Origin of the sequence: Rosenbergiella collisarenosi (genome assembly GCF_018494085.1) — a bacterium.
GTDB lineage: Bacteria > Pseudomonadota > Gammaproteobacteria > Enterobacterales > Enterobacteriaceae > Rosenbergiella > Rosenbergiella collisarenosi.
The window spans coordinates 1-18374 of sequence record NZ_JABBFP010000015.1; the positions used below are offsets into that span (position 1 = coordinate 1).

Consider the following 18374-nt stretch of genomic DNA (forward strand, 5'->3'; position numbering starts at 1 on the left):
CGTATCGTGCTTTGCCGTGTCAGTGGATGCGCATTATAGGGAGTTCCGCTGAGAGCGCAAGGGATTATTTAAACTTTCTTACTGAGTGGTGATTAATGAATCACTCCGTATAAAAAGGGAACATAACGCTGCATAAATATGCGACCTTATAGAAGAATCTCGCTAAATTAAGGTAAAAGGTATGTATAGCAACCTGCGTGTCTTCAAAGATCGCTCACCCCAGATTGGAAAAGGAGTAATGATTGATCCCTCTGCTGTCATTATCGGTGACGTAATCCTCAAAGAGGATGCCAGTGTATGGCCGTTAGTCGTTATCAGAGGCGATGTTAATCACATTGTTATAGGCTCGCGAAGCAATATACAAGATGGTTCTGTTTTACATGTTTCTCACCGCTCAGAGGCAAATCCTTACGGCCACCCCCTTATCATTGGGGACGACGTTACTATTGGCCATAAGGTGATGCTGCATGGCTGTACTATCGGTAACCGAGTATTAGTCGGGATGGGAAGTATTGTTCTTGATGATGTCGTGATCGGCGATGACGTATTGATTGGCGCTGGGTCTCTGGTCCCTCCCCGGAAGAAGCTGATGAGTGGTTACTTATATATGGGGAGCCCTGTTCGGCAAATACGTCTGTTAACTGGAGACGAGCTAGAATATTTAAAATATTCTGCTGACAATTATAAGGTATGGAAGCAAGACTATTTAGATAACCAATAATATCCTTCAGAATCGTCAAGCTGAGAAAGGATCGCTTTCTCAGCGATTTCTTCAATATCCCAACGAAAGCGCTCAAAAACGAGCAATGGCTCCCCTTCTGCAAATTGGTCTGCCAGTGTATTTATAGTGATGGCACATATCCGTTTGTAACCATCAACGAAAACAGAAAATACAATCGCAGCTTTAGCCTCATCAATAAATTCATCTTCCAAAAACTGAATCGCTTGATTCATCAGATCATTTCCTTACGTAGACTACTAATAACGGGTTCGATTTCTGGCATAACACCATGCCAGAGATAGAAGGCATACGCCGCTTGGCCTACGAGCATCCCGAGTCCATCTGCTGAATCTCTTACACCGTAACTGGTCACCCATTCGATGAAGGGTGTTTTCCCTGCCTTATAGAACATGTCGTAACAGAAAGTAGACGGTGATAGACAACGGGGGTTTAAGGGTGGAAGCTCCCCACCTACCCCACTAGAGGTCGCGTTGATGATAAGATCATAGTCGTCTCTATTATCACCGTCTTTATGTAAAGAGAGCGAACCGACCTTAGCAAAGTCATCAATCATCATCTCTGCCTTCGATTGCGTCCTGTTACATAGTGAGAGCTGGTAGCCACAATTAAGTAGAGGATGGATAACCCCTCTTGCTGCACCACCCGCTCCCAAAATTAATATCTTCGCCCCTTGTTGTAAATTAAAGCGTCGATGTATATCTGCGACTAACCCGATGCCGTCAGTGTTATCACCCAGGATGTTTCCGTTCTCAAGAAGTTTGAGTGTATTTACAGCACCAGCACACTGCGCGCGTTCTGATAATAGGTCTGCAAAAATAAAAGCCTCCTGCTTAAAAGGCATCGTTATGTTGGCGCCCCTCCCGCCTTGGGTAAAAAATTCACGTACCGTATTTTCAAAATCCCCCAATTCAACCTGTAAACGTCCATACCTATGGGGAATTGCGGTTTGTTCGCCAAATAATTGATGGATAGTGGGGGATTTACTATGTGCGATAGGATTACCTATGACAATGAATTCATCTTTAATCATTCAATTAACCCTCGCGAATATGTTCGCCTGTTAACGCATCAATTATTTCAGATGGATTATCCCGACCACCCGTTACTGCATTAAGAATAATAAATTCATCTCCGAATTGTACAACTACCTCATCCCAGCTCCTTGCAGGGGGTTGGCCTGAGAGATTTGCGCTAGTTGATACCAACGGCTTACCGACTGCTTCGCAAAGTTGTCGAACGGCCGGATGGTTAGTGACTCTTACAGCGATACTATCGAATCGGCCTGTTATCCATTTCGGTGCGCTAGGGGATGCTGGTACCACAAAAGTCACAGGACCGGGCCAGTGGCTCAACATCCTTCTTTCTTGTAATGCCGTAATTTTTTCAACCGCTATGTAAGGGCGTAGTTGCTCATATGAAGCAGCAATAAGAATGAGTCCTTTTTCAATCGGCCGCTGCTTGAGTAATAACAGCTTACCTACTGCTTGCTGATTATCGGGGTCACATCCAAGGCCAAAAACGGCTTCGGTAGGGTAAGCGATAACCTCCCCTTGATTTATCGCGGTGACGCAGCGGTCAAATGACTCTGTATAATTAGTATTAGGCATGTATTCACTCTTCAGGGGAGAAGCTAACCTCTACCCCACACGATTTATTAGCGCAGAAGGTTTTTAAACCTTTGACGCTCTTCTTATGGTAAAGCAGATTGAATCCACATTGAGGACAGGTGCCTTCGATGGGCGGGTAATTTAGTGCGTAGCGGCACTTGGGATAATTAGAGCAGGCATAAAACGTTTTCCCAAAGCGGGACTGTTTTTTAGCTAAGATCCCACTCCGGCACTCTGGACATGTAATATCAGTTGAATCAGTTTGCGCAATCGCTTCTGAATAATCACACTGAGGATAATCGGTACATCCGATAAACATCCCGTAACGGCCTTTGCGTAAGGCTTTATCTGCGCCACATTTTGGACATTCGTGTCCTTCGAGTACTTTTATGATGTGACCATCAGAAGACGGGTTGAGCGAGCGTAGGTAATTACATTGCGGATAGGCTGAACATCCGAGAAACGGACCATGTTGGCCCGAACGTATGACGAGCTCTGCTCCGCATTGCGGGCAGAGCTCTTGCTGCGATATAGAAAATAACTCGGCTCTAGACATGATTTCACAGTTAACAGCGGTTCTTAGTGGACGACTCTATCCGTCACGTCGAACAGCAAATCTTCCATCTGTTGGTAAGCGTTTTCACACCCAGGAATATTGAAAAGGACCATCAAGATTACCCACTTAAGATCATCCAATTCGAACGACTGAGTATCGAGGGCCGTGACACGCTCAATAACCATTTCACGAGTTTCGATATTAAGCACTTGCATTTGCTCAAGTAGTAATATGAAGCCCCGGCATTCTGCATCCAATTTCGCACTTTCTTGTTCAGTATAAATACGAACAGAAAGCGGATCATTGAGCATCAAAAGCGGTTCAACTAGCCCATCTTGGTAGTCTGCAAGCTTTTCTAACCAGCTCAAAGCATTGTAGATATCTTCTTGGTGAAAACCTGCATCGGTTAAGTCATTCGTCAACTTATCCTGATCCACTTGAGTTTCAATTTCACTATGGATATATGTCTCAAACAAATACATTAGAACGTCGAACATGGCTTGCCCTCCTTAATCGGACATAGCCGCCGGGTACAGCTGCGATCCAACCTGTTAACTCCAGTTCCAGCAATGCGATCACTGTATCTGGTACAGATTGGCCGGCACGTTCAGCGACAACGTCAACAGATGTTACCTCATCTCCTACGTTAGCCAAGAGATGAGCAAATGGCAATGGTACTTTGTCACTCTCTGCAAAATTTAATGAATTAAAAGGGGGATATAGCACAGAAGGATGTGCCAAATGTAAATCCTCAATGATGTCGGCAACCTCTTTGACGAGTAAGCCCCCTTGTTGAATCAACCAGTGACAACCTGTAGAGGCTGGGCTATGCAAGGAACCAGGTACTGCATAGATATTTCTATTTTGTTCCAAGGCATAACGAGCAGTAATTAGCGAGCCACTGCGAAGAGAGCCTTCGACAACCAGTGTCCCAACACTTAAGCCACTAATAATCCGATTCCTTCGAGGAAAATGACATCCCTTAGGTGGAGTTGCTAGCGTGAACTCACTAATAGCTAATCCACCCCTATCAATAATCTGCTCGTAAAGACCGACATTTTCACGGGGATAGATGTTTTCTAGACCACTTCCAAGTACTGCGATCGTCATACCATTCGCCAATAATGCTGCTTGATGCGCAATTGCATCTATACCTAGAGCAAGCCCACTCGTTACAGCGATATTATGTTTCGCTATTCCGCTGGCGAAGACCTTGGCCCAATATTTACCGTAATAAGTACAGCTACGACTTCCTACAATGGCGAGCTGTACCTGGCCTAAAAGCTTGATGTTACCGCTAGCGAATAAATACAGAGGAGAGGCCATACATTCTTTGAGATAGTCAGGATAAGCGTCATGTTTATAGTGGATAAAATGATGATTTTTATCTTCAAGCCACTCTTCAGTACGCAACAATTCTTCCACAGGGAATTCATAGTATTGGCGAATTTGTTGTTCCGTTAGATTCACGTATTTGAGTGTATCTCGGGTGATATGAGGTAAAACGAGTAAAGACTCGATAAGCTGGAGCCGGTGCTGAAACTTAATATTTCGTATCGATGAACTTCTTAACCAGATTTCTATTTCCTTCATAGCCGTTTGCATATTACCCGCCCCCACCGCCGTATCAAGGCTGTCAATCATGCAGTGAAAGGGCTACAATAAGAGCAAATAATTCACCCTTTTTTGAACAGAAATTTGGAAATTTATGTCAGTGTTACAAGTACTACATTATCCTGACGAGCGACTTCGCAAAGTTGCGAAGCCCGTTACTCAAGTTACACCTGAGATCAAACAAATTGTTGATGATATGTTTGACACTATGTATGCAGAAGAAGGTATCGGATTAGCTGCAACACAGGTCGATATTCATCAGCGTGTCATTGTCATCGATGTCTCGGAAGAGCGCAACGAACGCTTAGTTCTCATTAATCCGGAAATCCTCACCCAATGTGGCGAAACCGGTATTGAGGAGGGATGTTTATCTATCCCAGAACAACGTGCCCTCGTCCCCCGGGCAGAGAAGGTAACCGTACGCGCACTCAATCGTGAAGGCGAACAATTTGAGCTTGAAGCTGACGGCTTGCTCGCAATTTGTATCCAGCATGAAATCGATCATCTAGAGGGAAAACTCTTTATCGATTACCTTTCACCTCTGAAACGCCAACGTATTCGTCAAAAACTCGAGAAGCTTGCTCGTCAGAGTCGCAGCTAAACCACTACTTAACATTTAGAGAACGGTATAGTGTCAAAGCCCTTGAAAGTAATTTTTGCTGGAACTCCCGATTTCGCTGCAAAACACCTCGCGGTATTGCTCGGTTCTGCCCACCAAGTCGTCGGTGTTTTCACTCAACCCGATAGACCTGCAGGTCGGGGGAAAAAACTGATGCCTTCGCCAGTTAAAGCCTTGGCTGAAGCCAATGGCCTGCCGGTTTTTCAACCTGCATCATTACGCAATCCTGAGCAGCAGCAATTGGTCGCCGATCTCCATGCAGACGTAATGATCGTCGTCGCATACGGATTATTACTACCAGCTGAAGTACTCACAATGCCGAAATATGGTTGCTTGAATGTGCACGGTTCGCTACTACCCGCTTGGCGAGGGGCTGCCCCTATTCAACGCGCTTTATGGGCTGGGGACCAAGAGACGGGCATCACGATAATGCAGATGGACATAGGGTTAGACACTGGCGACATGCTCCTCAAAGTATCTTGTCCAATAGAGCCAGAAGATACCAGTGCCTCGCTCTACGATAAGCTTGCAGAATTGGGACCTCCGGCACTTCTCGATAGTTTGGATCTACTTGCGAAAGGACAGTTGTCGCCAGAGAAACAGGAAAACTCACTGGCAACGTATGCGCGTAAACTCACTAAAGATGAAGCTCGCTTGGATTGGAACTTATCTGCTACTAACTTAGAACGTTGTATTAGGGCCTTCAATCCTTGGCCTTTTAGTTATCTTGTCGTCGGCGAGCAGAATATCAAAATCTGGCGTGCATCTGTATTACCCACTGATGAGAAAAGCAAGCCAGGCACTGTCCTCGCTGCAGATAAAACAGGCGTTAAGGTCGCAACCAGCGATGGAATTCTCAACATCGAGACGTTGCAACCACCAGGAAAAAAACCAATGTCGGTACAAGACCTACTCAATTCGCGACAAGAGTGGTTCATACCTGGAACAGTTCTAAATTAGAAGTCTTCCGCTTTCTATCACACTACGAGCTATGAATGAAAAATATAACTAACCTGCGTGGTATTGCTGCACAGCTAGTTGAGCAGGTTATCGATAAAGGACAATCTTTATCAACTATTCTTCCTCCTGCGCAACGAAAGTTGAACGATAAAGACCGAGCTTTACTACAAGAGCTTAGTTTTGGTGTGATTCGTTACTTACCGCAACTCGACCATATTATTCTTCAGTTAATGGATAAACCTATGAAGGGTAAACAACGGGTCATCCATTACTTAATGATGGTAGGCATCTACCAATTGCGTCATACCCGTGTCCCTCCACATGCTGCGCTGGCTGAAACGGTACAAGCAGCAGTTTTTTTAAAACGCCAGAGCCTTAAAGGTCTTATCAATGGCGTATTAAGAAATTACCAGAGACGTGAAACTGATTTTAATATCAATAAGGTATCCGAGTCGGTACAGTATCTCCATCCTTCGTGGTTAATTCATAGGGTAAAAGCTGCTTGGCCCGATACCTGGATATCTCTCTTAGAGGCAAATAATAGTCGCCCTCCCATGTGGTTAAGGGTAAATCAGTTGCATCACTCACGAGATAGCTGGCTGACATTACTACAGGAAGCTGGTATTGCCGCTACAACAACCGATTTATCACCACAAGCGGTTTGCCTAGAAAAACCTGCGGGCGTGACTTCTCTACCCGGCTTTGAAGAGGGTTGGGTAACTGTCCAAGACCTTTCTGCTCAGCGTTGTTCTTTATATCTTGATCCCCAGCCCGGAGAGGTCATTTTAGATATTTGTGCAGCGCCGGGGGGGAAGACAACGCATATATTGGAACTCGCTAACACGGCTAAAGTCACCGCAGTCGACATAGATGAACAACGTTTATCGAGAGTCGCTGAGAATCTTGAACGCCTAAAACTGAACGCGAAATTAGTATGTGGTGATGGACGTTATCCTGACGATTGGTTAGGTGACGAATATTTTGACCGTATTTTATTAGATGCACCTTGCTCTGCGACTGGAGTGATTAGACGTCATCCTGATATTAAGTGGCTAAGAAGAGATAATGATATTTCTGACTTGGCTGCACTGCAGAAAGAAATACTCGAAGCGGCTTGGAAACGTCTGAAGCCGGGTGGAATTTTACTTTACTCGACCTGCTCTATCCTCCCTGAAGAGAATAGTTTACAAGTGGCAGCATTCCTCGCAGCGCATCCAGACGCCTCATACCAACTCTTACCAGGAGGTACGGAGAATGGCCTACAGGTACTTCCCTCCGAGAATGGCGGAGATGGATTCTTCTACGCAAAAATTTTAAAAAAATAATTCAACAATAAGAGTGTCACGACGATGAAAATTATTATCCTGGGTGCTGGCCAAGTTGGTGGTACGCTTGCAGAGAATTTAGTAGGCGAGAATAATGATGTGACCGTCGTGGACACTGATCCAACACGACTACGTAGCCTACAAGACAAGTTCGATCTTCGCGTAGTAACAGGATCGGGTTCACATCCTCGTACTTTAGAAGAGGCTGGTGCCGAAGATGCAGATATGTTGGTGGCAGTGACCAGTTCTGACGAAACCAATATGATTGCATGCCAGATTGCCTATACCCTATTTAATACTCCAAATCGTATCGCTCGTATTCGAGCATCAGATTATTTACATGACATGAATAGGCTTTTCGTGCCTGAAGCGATCCCCATCGATCATCTAATTGCACCAGAACAGTTAGTGATCGATAACATTTTTAGGCTGATCGAATACCCTGGAGCATTACAGGTCGTTAACTTTGCCGATGACAAAGTTAGCCTTGCGGTAGTAAAAGCCTATTATGGTGGGCCACTCGTCGGCAATCCCCTTTCTACCATGCGTGAACATATGCCGCACATTGAGAGCAGAGTCACCGCAATCTTTAGACAAGATCGACCGATTCGACCTCAAGGTACCACAATCATTGAAGCCGGTGACGAAGTTTTCTTTATAGCCGCCAATCAGCATATCCGTGCCGTAATGAGTGAAATGCAGCGCCTTGAAAAACCTTATAAGAGGATCATGCTGGTCGGAGGCGGAAATATTGGGTTTGGATTAGCGAAGAAACTTGAGAAGCAATACAGTATTAAGCTTATTGAGCGTAATAAGGAACGTGCGGCGGAGTTAGCACAACAGCTTAATAATACCACCGTATTTTATGGTGATGCGTCGGATCAAGAACTCCTAGCTGAGGAGAATATCGATCAAGTCGATCTTTTTATTGCGGTTACCAACGATGATGAAGCTAACATTATGTCTGCTATGTTGGCCAAAAAGATGGGGGCGAAGAAAGCAATGGTCTTGATACAACGACGCGCCTACGTTGATTTGGTACAAGGTAGTGTCATCGACATCGCTATATCTCCGCAACAAGCCACTATCTCAGCTTTACTTGGTCACGTAAGGAAAGCGGATATTGTTAGCGTACATTCACTACGCAGAGGTATCGCTGAAGCTATCGAAGCTATTGCGCACGGAGAAGAGAGTACATCTAGGGTAGTTGGACGAACAATACGGGAAATCAAGTTACCACCAGGCACGATAATTGGGGCAATTGTTAGAGGGGATGAGGTAATTATCGCCAATGACTCTACTCGGATAGAACAAGCTGATCATGTCATCATGTTTTTAACCGACAAGAAATATGTGAGTGATGTAGAGAAACTATTCCAACCGAGCCCATTCTTCTTGTGATGTGCTGCTATTATTGATTAGTAAGCATACGTAGTAATATAAAAAATATTTTAGTAAAGTACCGTTTCATTCATCTTATAAGGGAATAGCCTGCATGAGTTTATTTAAAGAGTTTCGTGATTTTGCTATGCGTGGAAACGTTGTCGACTTGGCTGTCGGTGTGGTCATTGGTGCAGCATTCGGAAAGATTGTTTCTTCCCTCGTTGCAAATATCATTATGCCGCCACTAGGACTGCTGATCGGTGGTATCGATTTCAAGAATATGGCAGTAACACTCAAACCGGCAGTGGGCGATACTCCAGCAGTATTGTTACAGTACGGTATCTTTATCCAATCGATTTTTGATTTTATTATCATCGCATTTGCTATATTCCTTGCAATTAAAGTAATGAATAAGCTTTATAAGAAGAAAGAAGTCGAGAAGCCAGTAGCTAAGCCTAGCGCAGAAGAAGTATTACTAACAGAAATTCGCGATCTACTAAAAACCAAACAATAAGTCTTTTAAAAGAGCCATAGCACAGCGTTATGGCTCTTCTAAAAATCATCCTTACCTAACAATTTTCCTCTCACTTCCTCTCCATAGGCAATATCGTCAAGAAACCGGGTCGATAACCCTGTCTGAGATATTTTCAGTTTAATTAATTCCAAATGAGCATGGTAGGTTGAGCACTCATCAGCATCAGTCGCTGTATGAAGAAGGTTCTGTAGAGTTATAGCCTCTTGTCGGAGCTGCAGCGCTTCAGGGAGAAAGCCACTCATTTTCAGTATTCGATAAGACATTCTTACATTTTCTGGCACTTGGCTATCATCATCAAGCACTAATGGTTTACCTGCACCCGGTAGGTTATCAAACTTACCTTGTTGTTGTGCTTCATTGATATGGCGTTCTACAAGTGAATCAAGAAACATCATAAGGATCACTCTATTAAATTAGAGGAAATAAAAAACCCGCCGGAGCGGGTTTTTTAATTGCATTGGCTGACAGATTACTCTGCAGCTTCAGCTTGAGCTTCAGGACGATCAACGAGCTCGATGTAAGCCATCGGGGCGTTGTCTCCAGCACGGAAGCCACACTTAAGAATACGAGTGTAACCACCAGTGCGGCTCGCGAAACGCGGGCCTAACTCATTAAATAATTTTGCCACGATCTCGTTATCACGAGTACGGGCGAATGCTAGACGACGGTTTGCAACATTGTCAGTCTTAGCAAGTGTAATCAGCGGCTCAACAACGCGACGCAGTTCTTTAGCCTTTGGTAAAGTCGTCTTGATAATTTCGTGACGGACTAATGAACCAGCCATGTTACGAAACATAGCCTGGCGATGGCTGCTGTTACGGTTCAGTTGACGACCACTCTTACGATGGCGCATGACCTTATCCTTCTCAGTGAAACCTTAACCTGTGATCCGGTTACTCATCTGCAATGCTTGCAGGTGGCCAATTTTCTAAGCGCATGCCTAGAGAAAGTCCACGTGAAGCCAGCACGTCTTTAATCTCAGTAAGAGATTTTTTACCAAGGTTAGGCGTCTTAAGAAGCTCAACCTCGGTACGTTGTACCAGATCACCGATGTAGTGGATAGCTTCTGCTTTCAAGCAGTTAGCAGAGCGGACAGTCAATTCCAGATCGTCAACAGGGCGCAGCAAGATCGGATCGAATTCTGGTTTCTCTTCTTTAACTTCTGGTTGACGTACGTCACGTAAATCAACAAAAGCATCAAGTTGTTCAGCCAGTATAGTCGCTGCACGACGAATCGCCTCTTCAGGATCGATTGTGCCGTTAGTTTCCATTTCGATGACTAGCTTGTCCAAATCTGTACGTTGTTCTACGCGAGCTGCTTCAACATTGTAGGCGATACGGTCTACAGGGCTGTAACAAGCATCAACTAACAAACGTCCGATTGGGCGCTCATCTTCTTCCGAATGAATTCGGGCAGAAGCCGGCACATAACCACGACCACGCTGAACTTTGATACGCATATTTACAGATGCGCTCTCGTCAGTGAGGTGGCAGATCACGTGCTGCGGCTTGACGATTTCGACATCACCATCATGGGTGATGTCGGCTGCAGTCACAGGGCCAATGCCAGATTTATTCAAAGTTAAAATAACTTCATCTTTACCTTGAACTCTTACCGCAAGCCCTTTCAGGTTGAGCAGGATTTCGAGAATATCTTCTTGGATCCCTTCTTTGGTGCTGTACTCATGAAGTACACCATCAATTTCAACCTCGGTCACCGCGCAACCCGGCATGGATGAAAGCAGAATACGGCGCAGTGCGTTACCTAAAGTGTGGCCAAAGCCACGCTCTAATGGTTCAAGGGTCACCTTGGCGTGCGTCGAACTAACTTGCTCGATATCTACCAGGCGCGGTTTTAGAAACTCTGTCACAGAACCCTGCATTGTGTCCTCTCTTTGGTACTCAAGCCTTACTTAGAGTAAAGCTCGACGATCAGGTGCTCGTTAATGTCCGCAGACAGATCAGTACGTTCAGGCTTACGCTTAAACACACCTTCCATCTTAGCTGCATCAACTTCTAGCCAGGTTGGCTTTTCACGTTGTTCTGACAGCTCAAGAGCCGCCTTAACGCGAGCTTGCTTTTTGGCTTTCTCACGGATGCTTACTACATCATTCGGAGATACCTGATAAGAAGCGATGTTAACAACGTGACCATTTACCAGAATTGACTTATGGCTAACTAACTGGCGCGATTCAGCACGAGTAGCTCCAAAGCCCATACGGTAAACAACGTTATCCAGACGACCTTCAAGCAACGCTAACAGGTTTTCACCGGTGTTGCCTTTCAGACGAGCTGCTTCTTGATAATAGTTACGGAATTGACGCTCAAGAACACCGTACATACGACGAACTTTTTGCTTTTCACGTAACTGACCGCCGTAGTCAGACAGACGCGGTTTACGCGCTCCGTGTTGACCAGGGGCTTGTTCAATCTTACACTTGGAATCAATCGCGCGAACGCCAGACTTAAGGAATAAGTCAGTGCCCTCACGACGGCTCAGCTTGAGCTTAGGACCCAAATATCTTGCCATTTTCTTTCTCCAACTAACCTAGAAACAGGCGCGTTATACGCGGCGTTTCTTCGGCGGACGACAACCGTTGTGAGGGATCGGAGTCACATCAGTAATATTAGTGATGCGGAAACCTGCGGCGTTCAGTGCACGAATTGTTGATTCGCGTCCTGGCCCCGGACCCTTTACCATAACTTCCAGGTTTTTAATACCGTAATCTTTTACAGCTTCTGCACAGCGCTCTGCAGCGACCTGAGCAGCGAACGGCGTAGATTTACGTGAACCACGGAAACCGGAACCACCGGCTGTTGCCCAACCCAGTGCGTTACCCTGACGATCAGTAATAGTAACGATGGTGTTGTTAAAAGACGCATGGACATGAGCCACGCCATCTGAGACTTGTTTTCTTACACGCTTACGTGCACGAACTGGTGCCTTTGCCATTATTTACTCACCCCGATTATTTCTTGATCGGTTTGCGCGGACCCTTACGGGTACGTGCATTGGTCTTGGTGCGCTGACCGCGAACCGGAAGACCACGACGATGACGCAAACCACGGTAGCAACCAAGGTCCATAAGACGCTTGATGCTCAGGGTAACTTCACGACGCAGATCACCTTCAACAACGAATTTGCCAACTGCTTCACGCAGCTGCTCAATCTGTTCTTCAGACAGCTCACTGATCTTAACATCTTCAGCAATACCCGTTGAAGCGCAAATGGCTTTCGAACGAGTTTTACCGATTCCGAAGATTGCAGTTAATGCAATAACGGTGTGTTTATGATCAGGAATGTTAATGCCTGCTATACGGGCCACTATGCACTCCTATTACTAATTAACTGTATTCTCATGCTGAAAAGCCCGTTTTCAGGATACTCAAATGAAGAATACACTTACATAAAAAAGATTGGCTGGCTAATCTAGCCAGCTCAACCCGACTTTGCAAGAAAAATCTGCAATAAATCAGCCTTGACGCTGTTTATGCTTAGGTTCTACGCTGCAAATCACACGCACGACGCCGTCGCGGCGGACAATTTTGCAGTTACGACACATTTTCTTGACGGAAGCACGAACTTTCATTTTTACTCTCCGTAACTTCTCAAGCGCCTAAATTAACGGCCTTGGCCTTTTAGGTTTGCTTTTTTCAATGCAGACTCGTACTGACTTGACATCATTAGAGTTTGCACTTGAGCCATAAAGTCCATGATAACAACGACGACAATTAGCAGTGATGTACCACCAAAGCTAAATGGAACATTCATCGCATCACGCATGAACTCCGGGATCAGGCAGATAAACGTAATATACAGGGCGCCAATAAGAGTGAGGCGTGTCATCACTTTATCGATGTACCTCGCCGTTTGCTCTCCCGGACGAATACCCGGTACAAATGCGCCTGACTTCTTCAAATTATCTGCAGTTTCGCGCGGATTGAATACCAATGCCGTGTAGAAAAAGCAGAAGAAGATGATAGCAGTTGCGTATAGTAACACATAAAGTGGCTGACCTGGTGCTAAATTATCCGAAATAGCACTTAGCCAAGACCATCCAGTACTCCCGCCAAACCAGGATGTTAAAGTCGCTGGAAACAGGATAATACTTGAGGCAAAAATAGCTGGGATAACCCCCGCCATATTTACTTTTAAAGGTAAATGTGTACTTTGTGCAGCATAAACACGACGACCTTGTTGACGCTTCGCGTAATTGACTACGATACGACGTTGTCCACGCTCAACAAAAATAACAAAGTAAGTCACTGCAAATACTAAAACTGCAACCAACAACAATAAGAGGAAGTGTAGGCCGCCTTGCCGTGCTTGCTCGATGGTATGGCCAACGGCCTGCGGAAGTCCCGCAACAATACCAGCAAAGATAATGATCGAGATACCGTTACCGATACCTCGCTCAGTAATCTGTTCGCCCAACCACATAAGGAACATTGTCCCCGTGACAAGGCTTACAACAGCGGTAACGTAGAAAGCAATACCCGGGTTGATGACCAACCCTTGCATGCCTGGCATGTTAGGTAGACCGGTAGCAATACCAATCGCCTGAAACACTGCCAATACGAGAGTACCGTAACGGGTATACTGGCTAATCTTGCGACGACCAGACTCCCCTTCTTTCTTTATTTCTGCTAATGCAGGATGAACCACAGTTAACAGCTGAATAATAATGGACGCAGAAATATACGGCATTATTCCCAGGGCAAAGATCGAAGCACGACTCAGAGCACCACCAGAGAACATGTTAAACATATCAATGATGGTACCACGCTGTTGCTCGAGCAATTTAGCAAGAACTGTGGCATCAATACCAGGAATTGGAATAAAAGAACCAATTCGGAAGACAATCAGGGCACCAATTACAAACATTAGTCTGCGCTTTAGTTCACCTAGCCCGCCCTTGGCACTTTGAAAATCTAATCCCGGTTGTTTAGCCATCAGTTCAATTATTCCTCGATTTTACCGCCAGCAGCTTCGATAGCAGCACGAGCACCTTTGGTGACGCGCAGACCACGAATAGTTACTGGTGCAGTAACTTCGCCAGAAAGAATCACTTTCGCAAATTCAATCTGTACACCAATAATGTTGGCTGCTTTCAGAGTGTTCAGATCGACAATACCGCCTTCAACTTTCGCAAGGTCAGACAGACGGATCTCTGTAGTGACCATAGATTTGCGAGAGGTGAAACCAAATTTTGGTAAACGACGATATAAAGGCATCTGACCACCTTCAAAACCGCGACGTACGCCACCGCCAGAACGAGACTTCTGACCTTTGTGACCACGGCCACCGGTTTTACCGACGCCAGAACCAATACCACGACCTAAACGCTTAGCGGCGTGCTTAGACCCTTCGGCCGGAGACAGAGTATTTAAACGCATCTGTTACTCCTCCACTTTAACCATGTAGGAAACCGCGTTAACCATACCGCGAACCGCAGGAGTATCCTCACGTTCTACAGTATGACCAATACGACGTAACCCTAAGCCCAGAAGTGTTGCCTTATGTTTTGGCAGACGACCGATTGCACTGCGGGTTTGAGTAATTTTAATAGTCTTAGCCATGATAATTACCCCAGAATTTCTTCAACGGATTTACCACGCTTGGCAGCGACCATATCTGGAGATTTCATATTGCTCAGACCATCAATAGTTGCACGAACCACGTTAATCGGGTTAGTAGAACCATATGCTTTAGAAAGAACGTTATGAACTCCAGCAACTTCTAGTACTGCACGCATTGCACCACCGGCAATAATACCTGTACCTTCAGAAGCCGGCTGCATGAACACACGGGAACCAGTATGAACACCTTTTACAGGGTGTTGCAGGGTACCGTTAGTCAGCGGGACATTAACCATGTTGCGACGGGCTTTTTCCATCGCTTTCTGGATTGCTGCTGGAACTTCGCGCGCTTTACCGTAACCAAAACCAACGCGACCGTTACCATCACCTACCACAGTCAATGCTGTGAAGGAGAAAATACGACCACCTTTAACAGTTTTAGAAACACGGTTTACCGCGATCAGTTTTTCCTGCAGTTCGCCAGCTTGTTTCTCGATGTGTGACATCTTAGACCTCTACCTTAGAACTGAAGGCCAGCTTCACGGGCAGCATCTGCCAGTGCCTGGACACGACCATGATATTGGAAACCAGAACGATCGAAAGAAACACCTGTGATGCCTTTTTCAATAGCGCGCTCTGCAATAGCTTTACCTACTGCGATTGCTGCGTCCTTGTTACCAGTGTACTTCAGTTGTTCAGCGATAGCTTTTTCTATAGTAGAAGCAGCAACCAGAACTTCGGAACCGTTCGGAGCGATTACCTGTGCGTAAATATGACGCGGGGTACGATGTACCACCAGGCGTGTAGCACCCAGCTCTTTGAGCTTGCGACGCGCACGGGTCGCACGACGGATACGAGCAGATTTCTTATCCATAGTGTTACCTTACTTCTTCTTAGCCTCTTTGATACGCACGACTTCGTCGGCGTAACGGACACCCTTGCCTTTATAAGGCTCAGGACGACGGTAGGCGCGCAAGTCCGCTGCAACCTGCCCAATTACCTGCTTATCAGCACCTTTCAGTACGATTTCAGTTTGTGTTGGACATTCGGCAGTGATTCCCGCAGGCAATTTATGCTCAACCGGGTGAGAAAAACCCAGTGAGAGGTTCACTGAAGAACCTTTAATAGCCGCACGATAACCAACACCGACTAACTGCAGCTTCTTGGTGAAGCCTTCGGTAACACCGATAACCATTGAGTTCAACAGAGCGCGTGCAGTACCTGCTTGCGCCCATGCATCAGCAAAACCTTCGCGAGGTGCGAAAGTCAAAGCGTTATCTGCATGTTTAACTTCAACAGCTTTGTTGATAGTACGAGACAGCTCGCCGTTTTTACCTTTAATCGATACTTCCTGACCGTTGATTTTTACGTCGACGCCGGCAGGAACAACGACAGGTGCTTTAGCAACACGAGACATTTTACCCTCCGATTACGCTACGTAGCAGATAATTTCGCCACCAAGACCAGCTTGGCGCGCTGCACGATCAGTCATAACACCTTTCGATGTAGAAATAACTGCGATACCTAAACCAGCCATAACTTTTGGCAGCTCATCTTTTCTTTTATAGATGCGCAGGCCAGGGCGGCTTACTCGCTGAATGCTTTCTACAACAGCCTTTCCTTCGAAGTACTTTAAAGTCACTTCAAGTTCTGGCTTGATGTCGCCTTCAATTTTAAAATCTTCAATATAACCTTCTTCCTTCAGCACGTTGGCAATAGCCAATTTCAGCTTGGAGGAAGGCATAGTGACCGCAACTTTGTTCGCGGACTGACCGTTACGGATACGGGTCAGCATATCCGCGATCGGATCTTGCATGCTCATCAGTGTCTACTCCCGTGATTCAATTGGTGACAATTACCAGCTAGCCTTCTTCAAGCCAGGTACTTCACCGCGCATAGCGGCTTCACGTAGCTTGATACGGCTCAACCCGAACTTACCTACATAACCGTGTGGACGGCCAGTTTGGCGACAACGATTACGCTGACGGGACGGGCTGGAATCACGCGGCAGTGACTGAAGCTTCAGAACAGCATTCCAACGATCTTCGTCAGAAGCATTCACATCAGAGATGATCGCTTTCAGTTCAGCGCGTTTCGCGAAGAATTTGTCTGCTAATTTTACACGCTTAACTTCGCGTGCTTTCATTGATTGCTTAGCCATTAGTAACCCTACCTTACTTACGGAACGGGAAGTTAAAGGCTGCCAGCAGAGCACGGCCTTCATCATCAGATTTCGCAGTAGTGGTAATGGTAATATCCAAACCACGGACGCGATCGACTTTATCGTAGTCGATTTCTGGGAAGATGATCTGCTCACGGACACCCATGCTGTAGTTACCACGTCCATCGAAAGACTTCGCAGATAAACCACGGAAGTCACGAATACGAGGTACAGCAATAGTGATCAGGCGGTCAAAGAATTCCCACATACGTTCGCCACGCAGGGTTACTTTACAGCCGATCGGATAGCCCTGACGGATTTTGAAGCCTGCAACAGATTTGCGTGCTTTGGTGACTAGCGGCTTTTGACCGGAGATTGATGCTAAATCTGCTGCTGCATTATCCAGCAGTTTCTTATCAGCAATCGCTTCACCAACACCCATGTTCAGGGTAATCTTCTCGACCCGAGGGACTTGCATGACTGAATTGTAGTTAAACTCAGTCATGAGCTTCTTAACTACTTCGTCTTTGTAGTAATCATGCAGTTTCGCCATCGTACTACTCCAAATTACTTGATAGTTTCGCTATTAGACTTGAAAAAACGGACTTTTTTGCCGTCTTCGAATCTAAAGCCTACACGGTCTGCCTTACCAGTAGCCGCATTAAAGAGTGCAAGGTTAGAAAGGTCGATTGCTGCTTCTTTCTCAACGATGCCACCTGGTTGATTCATAGCCGGTACAGGCTTCTGATGTTTCTTAACCAGATTAATCCCTTCAACGATAACTTTGTTGGAAGACAGTACATTTTTTACTTTACCGCGTTTACCTTTATCTTTACCGGTTAACACGATAACTTCGTCGTTACAACGGATTTTAGCTGCCATGGCTCGCTCCTTAGAGTACTTCTGGTGCCAGAGAGATAATTTTCATGAACTTTTCATTACGAAGTTCACGAGTTACCGGCCCAAAAATACGCGTTCCGATAGGTTGCTCACTGTTATTGTTTAAAATAACGCATGCATTACCATCGAAGCGAATGACAGAACCGTCGGGGCGACGAACGCCCTTCTTGGTGCGCACCACTACCGCCTTCAGGACATCACCTTTCTTAACTTTACCACGCGGAATTGCTTCCTTGATGGTAACTTTGATGATATCACCGACGCCTGCGTAGCGACGGTGCGAGCCACCCAGAACCTTGATACACATTACGCTACGTGCACCGGAGTTGTCGGCGACGTTTAGCATAGTCTGTTCTTGGATCATTTTAGTGCTCCGCTAATGTCAACTACTA

The 18374-nt window shown here is 45.7% G+C and carries 30 protein-coding genes; 6 read left to right on the plus strand and 24 right to left on the minus strand.

All coding sequences use genetic code 11. The annotated features are described in order from the left end of the window. Positions 1–181 precede the first annotated feature (181 nt). Positions 182–721, plus strand: a complete 540-nt coding sequence (locus HGT70_RS15855; RefSeq protein WP_071433425.1) for a gamma carbonic anhydrase family protein — start codon at positions 182–184, stop codon at positions 719–721. On the opposite strand, the gene HGT70_RS15860 is transcribed toward HGT70_RS15855, so the two are convergent. The 6 genes from HGT70_RS15860 to dprA are packed head-to-tail and all read right to left on the minus strand — an operon-like array spanning position 703 to position 4498. Next, positions 703–954: a DUF1488 family protein gene (locus HGT70_RS15860; protein WP_214196524.1), complete on the minus strand. Its 252-nt coding sequence runs from the start codon at positions 952–954 to the stop codon at positions 703–705. The two genes, HGT70_RS15855 and HGT70_RS15860, sit on opposite strands and share 19 nt — an antisense overlap. Next, positions 954–1772 carry a shikimate dehydrogenase gene (gene aroE, locus HGT70_RS15865; protein ID WP_214196525.1) on the minus strand — a complete coding sequence of 273 codons (819 nt, stop codon included), beginning with the start codon at positions 1770–1772 and terminating at the stop codon, positions 954–956. Before aroE ends, HGT70_RS15860 begins: the two co-directional genes overlap by 1 nt. A 4-nt stretch (positions 1773–1776) precedes the next feature. Then, the gene (gene tsaC, locus HGT70_RS15870) at positions 1777–2349 is read right to left on the minus strand and encodes an L-threonylcarbamoyladenylate synthase type 1 TsaC (protein WP_214196526.1); all 573 of its coding nucleotides are present in this window, start codon (positions 2347–2349) and stop codon (positions 1777–1779) included. Between the two features lie 4 nt (positions 2350–2353). Further along, positions 2354–2905, minus strand: coding sequence for a DNA topoisomerase family protein (locus tag HGT70_RS15875; RefSeq protein WP_214196527.1), 552 nt, complete (start codon positions 2903–2905; stop codon positions 2354–2356). Between the two features lie 23 nt (positions 2906–2928). Then, positions 2929–3402 (minus strand): DUF494 family protein, encoded by a 474-nt coding sequence (locus HGT70_RS15880; RefSeq protein ID WP_071433417.1) that lies wholly within the window; start codon positions 3400–3402, stop codon positions 2929–2931. After that, positions 3374–4498, minus strand: coding sequence for a DNA-processing protein DprA (gene dprA, locus HGT70_RS15885; RefSeq protein ID WP_214196537.1), 1125 nt, complete (start codon positions 4496–4498; stop codon positions 3374–3376). Before dprA ends, HGT70_RS15880 begins: the two co-directional genes overlap by 29 nt. A 115-nt stretch (positions 4499–4613) precedes the next feature. Between dprA and def the strand changes: the two genes are divergently transcribed. The 5 genes from def (at position 4614) to mscL (ending at position 9320) form a co-directional block, all read left to right on the plus strand. Next, positions 4614–5120: a peptide deformylase gene (def, locus tag HGT70_RS15890; protein ID WP_071433415.1), complete on the plus strand. Its 507-nt coding sequence runs from the start codon at positions 4614–4616 to the stop codon at positions 5118–5120. A 30-nt stretch (positions 5121–5150) separates the two neighbouring features. Next, positions 5151–6098, plus strand: coding sequence for a methionyl-tRNA formyltransferase (gene fmt, locus HGT70_RS15895; protein ID WP_214196528.1), 948 nt, complete (start codon positions 5151–5153; stop codon positions 6096–6098). A gap of 35 nt (positions 6099–6133) precedes the next feature. Further along, positions 6134–7423, plus strand: coding sequence for a 16S rRNA (cytosine(967)-C(5))-methyltransferase RsmB (gene rsmB, locus HGT70_RS15900; protein ID WP_214196529.1), 1290 nt, complete (start codon positions 6134–6136; stop codon positions 7421–7423). Between the two features lie 24 nt (positions 7424–7447). Beyond that, positions 7448–8824 carry a Trk system potassium transporter TrkA gene (gene trkA / locus HGT70_RS15905; RefSeq protein ID WP_071433409.1) on the plus strand — a complete coding sequence of 459 codons (1377 nt, stop codon included), beginning with the start codon at positions 7448–7450 and terminating at the stop codon, positions 8822–8824. Positions 8825–8918: 94 nt separating this feature from the next. Next, entirely contained in the window at positions 8919–9320 is a 402-nt protein-coding gene (gene mscL, locus HGT70_RS15910) for a large-conductance mechanosensitive channel protein MscL (RefSeq protein WP_071433407.1), read from the plus strand. A gap of 38 nt (positions 9321–9358) precedes the next feature. Here mscL and HGT70_RS15915 read toward each other — a convergent pair whose 3' ends face one another. From HGT70_RS15915 to rplN, 18 genes are all read right to left on the minus strand, one after another. Then, on the minus strand, positions 9359–9736 hold the full coding sequence (locus tag HGT70_RS15915; RefSeq protein WP_214196530.1) for a DnaJ family domain-containing protein: 378 nt from the start codon (positions 9734–9736) through the stop codon (positions 9359–9361). A 74-nt stretch (positions 9737–9810) separates the two neighbouring features. Beyond that, entirely contained in the window at positions 9811–10194 is a 384-nt protein-coding gene (gene rplQ, locus HGT70_RS15920; protein WP_048912840.1) for a 50S ribosomal protein L17, read from the minus strand. Positions 10195–10234: 40 nt separating this feature from the next. Further along, entirely contained in the window at positions 10235–11224 is a 990-nt protein-coding gene (locus HGT70_RS15925) for a DNA-directed RNA polymerase subunit alpha (RefSeq protein WP_048912841.1), read from the minus strand. Positions 11225–11250: 26 nt separating this feature from the next. Further along, a complete protein-coding gene (gene rpsD / locus HGT70_RS15930; protein WP_048912842.1) occupies positions 11251–11871 on the minus strand; it encodes a 30S ribosomal protein S4 in 621 nt (206 codons plus the stop codon). Between the two features lie 33 nt (positions 11872–11904). Then, the gene (gene rpsK, locus HGT70_RS15935) at positions 11905–12294 is read right to left on the minus strand and encodes a 30S ribosomal protein S11 (RefSeq protein WP_004160563.1); all 390 of its coding nucleotides are present in this window, start codon (positions 12292–12294) and stop codon (positions 11905–11907) included. A gap of 16 nt (positions 12295–12310) precedes the next feature. Continuing rightward, complete coding sequence (rpsM, locus tag HGT70_RS15940; RefSeq protein ID WP_038016625.1) at positions 12311–12667, minus strand: 30S ribosomal protein S13; 357 nt, start codon at positions 12665–12667, stop codon at positions 12311–12313. 147 nt (positions 12668–12814) lie between these two features. Then, positions 12815–12931: a 50S ribosomal protein L36 gene (rpmJ, locus tag HGT70_RS15945; protein ID WP_071433402.1), complete on the minus strand. Its 117-nt coding sequence runs from the start codon at positions 12929–12931 to the stop codon at positions 12815–12817. Positions 12932–12963: 32 nt separating this feature from the next. Next, positions 12964–14295 (minus strand): preprotein translocase subunit SecY, encoded by a 1332-nt coding sequence (secY, locus tag HGT70_RS15950; RefSeq protein ID WP_048912844.1) that lies wholly within the window; start codon positions 14293–14295, stop codon positions 12964–12966. An 8-nt stretch (positions 14296–14303) separates the two neighbouring features. Beyond that, positions 14304–14738: a 50S ribosomal protein L15 gene (gene rplO / locus HGT70_RS15955; RefSeq protein WP_048912845.1), complete on the minus strand. Its 435-nt coding sequence runs from the start codon at positions 14736–14738 to the stop codon at positions 14304–14306. Between the two features lie 3 nt (positions 14739–14741). Further along, on the minus strand, positions 14742–14921 hold the full coding sequence (rpmD, locus tag HGT70_RS15960) for a 50S ribosomal protein L30 (protein WP_004846568.1): 180 nt from the start codon (positions 14919–14921) through the stop codon (positions 14742–14744). Between the two features lie 5 nt (positions 14922–14926). Then, positions 14927–15427, minus strand: coding sequence for a 30S ribosomal protein S5 (rpsE, locus tag HGT70_RS15965; RefSeq protein WP_071433397.1), 501 nt, complete (start codon positions 15425–15427; stop codon positions 14927–14929). Between the two features lie 14 nt (positions 15428–15441). After that, positions 15442–15795: a 50S ribosomal protein L18 gene (gene rplR / locus HGT70_RS15970; RefSeq protein WP_048912847.1), complete on the minus strand. Its 354-nt coding sequence runs from the start codon at positions 15793–15795 to the stop codon at positions 15442–15444. Positions 15796–15804: 9 nt separating this feature from the next. Then, positions 15805–16338, minus strand: coding sequence for a 50S ribosomal protein L6 (rplF, locus tag HGT70_RS15975; RefSeq protein WP_048912848.1), 534 nt, complete (start codon positions 16336–16338; stop codon positions 15805–15807). A 12-nt stretch (positions 16339–16350) separates the two neighbouring features. Beyond that, a complete protein-coding gene (rpsH, locus tag HGT70_RS15980) occupies positions 16351–16743 on the minus strand; it encodes a 30S ribosomal protein S8 (RefSeq protein ID WP_071433395.1) in 393 nt (130 codons plus the stop codon). Positions 16744–16776: 33 nt separating this feature from the next. Then, positions 16777–17082, minus strand: coding sequence for a 30S ribosomal protein S14 (rpsN, locus tag HGT70_RS15985; protein ID WP_048912850.1), 306 nt, complete (start codon positions 17080–17082; stop codon positions 16777–16779). Between the two features lie 13 nt (positions 17083–17095). After that, entirely contained in the window at positions 17096–17635 is a 540-nt protein-coding gene (rplE, locus tag HGT70_RS15990; RefSeq protein ID WP_048912851.1) for a 50S ribosomal protein L5, read from the minus strand. A gap of 14 nt (positions 17636–17649) precedes the next feature. After that, positions 17650–17964 carry a 50S ribosomal protein L24 gene (rplX, locus tag HGT70_RS15995; RefSeq protein WP_214196531.1) on the minus strand — a complete coding sequence of 105 codons (315 nt, stop codon included), beginning with the start codon at positions 17962–17964 and terminating at the stop codon, positions 17650–17652. Positions 17965–17974: 10 nt separating this feature from the next. Further along, positions 17975–18346, minus strand: coding sequence for a 50S ribosomal protein L14 (gene rplN / locus HGT70_RS16000; RefSeq protein ID WP_071433390.1), 372 nt, complete (start codon positions 18344–18346; stop codon positions 17975–17977). Between the last annotated feature and the right edge of the window lie 28 nt (positions 18347–18374).

Bases quoted from the DNA above. Each gene is read 5' to 3' on its own strand.
- HGT70_RS15855 (WP_071433425.1), top strand. From the start codon at position 182: ATGTATAGCAACCTGCGTGTCTTCAAAGATCGCTCACCCCAGATTGGA.
- HGT70_RS15860 (WP_214196524.1), bottom strand. From the start codon at position 954: ATGAATCAAGCGATTCAGTTTTTGGAAGATGAATTTATTGATGAGGCT.
- aroE (WP_214196525.1), bottom strand. From the start codon at position 1,772: ATGATTAAAGATGAATTCATTGTCATAGGTAATCCTATCGCACATAGT.
- tsaC (WP_214196526.1), bottom strand. From the start codon at position 2,349: ATGCCTAATACTAATTATACAGAGTCATTTGACCGCTGCGTCACCGCG.
- HGT70_RS15875 (WP_214196527.1), bottom strand. From the start codon at position 2,905: ATGTCTAGAGCCGAGTTATTTTCTATATCGCAGCAAGAGCTCTGCCCG.
- HGT70_RS15880 (WP_071433417.1), bottom strand. From the start codon at position 3,402: ATGTTCGACGTTCTAATGTATTTGTTTGAGACATATATCCATAGTGAA.
- dprA (WP_214196537.1), bottom strand. From the start codon at position 4,498: ATGAAGGAAATAGAAATCTGGTTAAGAAGTTCATCGATACGAAATATT.
- def (WP_071433415.1), top strand. From the start codon at position 4,614: ATGTCAGTGTTACAAGTACTACATTATCCTGACGAGCGACTTCGCAAA.
- rsmB (WP_214196529.1), top strand. From the start codon at position 6,134: ATGAAAAATATAACTAACCTGCGTGGTATTGCTGCACAGCTAGTTGAG.
- trkA (WP_071433409.1), top strand. From the start codon at position 7,448: ATGAAAATTATTATCCTGGGTGCTGGCCAAGTTGGTGGTACGCTTGCA.
- mscL (WP_071433407.1), top strand. From the start codon at position 8,919: ATGAGTTTATTTAAAGAGTTTCGTGATTTTGCTATGCGTGGAAACGTT.
- HGT70_RS15915 (WP_214196530.1), bottom strand. From the start codon at position 9,736: ATGATGTTTCTTGATTCACTTGTAGAACGCCATATCAATGAAGCACAA.
- rplQ (WP_048912840.1), bottom strand. From the start codon at position 10,194: ATGCGCCATCGTAAGAGTGGTCGTCAACTGAACCGTAACAGCAGCCAT.
- HGT70_RS15925 (WP_048912841.1), bottom strand. From the start codon at position 11,224: ATGCAGGGTTCTGTGACAGAGTTTCTAAAACCGCGCCTGGTAGATATC.
- rpsD (WP_048912842.1), bottom strand. From the start codon at position 11,871: ATGGCAAGATATTTGGGTCCTAAGCTCAAGCTGAGCCGTCGTGAGGGC.
- rpsK (WP_004160563.1), bottom strand. From the start codon at position 12,294: ATGGCAAAGGCACCAGTTCGTGCACGTAAGCGTGTAAGAAAACAAGTC.
- rpmJ (WP_071433402.1), bottom strand. From the start codon at position 12,931: ATGAAAGTTCGTGCTTCCGTCAAGAAAATGTGTCGTAACTGCAAAATT.
- secY (WP_048912844.1), bottom strand. From the start codon at position 14,295: ATGGCTAAACAACCGGGATTAGATTTTCAAAGTGCCAAGGGCGGGCTA.
- rplO (WP_048912845.1), bottom strand. From the start codon at position 14,738: ATGCGTTTAAATACTCTGTCTCCGGCCGAAGGGTCTAAGCACGCCGCT.
- rpmD (WP_004846568.1), bottom strand. From the start codon at position 14,921: ATGGCTAAGACTATTAAAATTACTCAAACCCGCAGTGCAATCGGTCGT.
- rpsE (WP_071433397.1), bottom strand. From the start codon at position 15,427: ATGTCACACATCGAGAAACAAGCTGGCGAACTGCAGGAAAAACTGATC.
- rplR (WP_048912847.1), bottom strand. From the start codon at position 15,795: ATGGATAAGAAATCTGCTCGTATCCGTCGTGCGACCCGTGCGCGTCGC.
- rplF (WP_048912848.1), bottom strand. From the start codon at position 16,338: ATGTCTCGTGTTGCTAAAGCACCTGTCGTTGTTCCTGCCGGCGTCGAC.
- rpsH (WP_071433395.1), bottom strand. From the start codon at position 16,743: ATGAGCATGCAAGATCCGATCGCGGATATGCTGACCCGTATCCGTAAC.
- rpsN (WP_048912850.1), bottom strand. From the start codon at position 17,082: ATGGCTAAGCAATCAATGAAAGCACGCGAAGTTAAGCGTGTAAAATTA.
- rplE (WP_048912851.1), bottom strand. From the start codon at position 17,635: ATGGCGAAACTGCATGATTACTACAAAGACGAAGTAGTTAAGAAGCTC.
- rplX (WP_214196531.1), bottom strand. From the start codon at position 17,964: ATGGCAGCTAAAATCCGTTGTAACGACGAAGTTATCGTGTTAACCGGT.
- rplN (WP_071433390.1), bottom strand. From the start codon at position 18,346: ATGATCCAAGAACAGACTATGCTAAACGTCGCCGACAACTCCGGTGCA.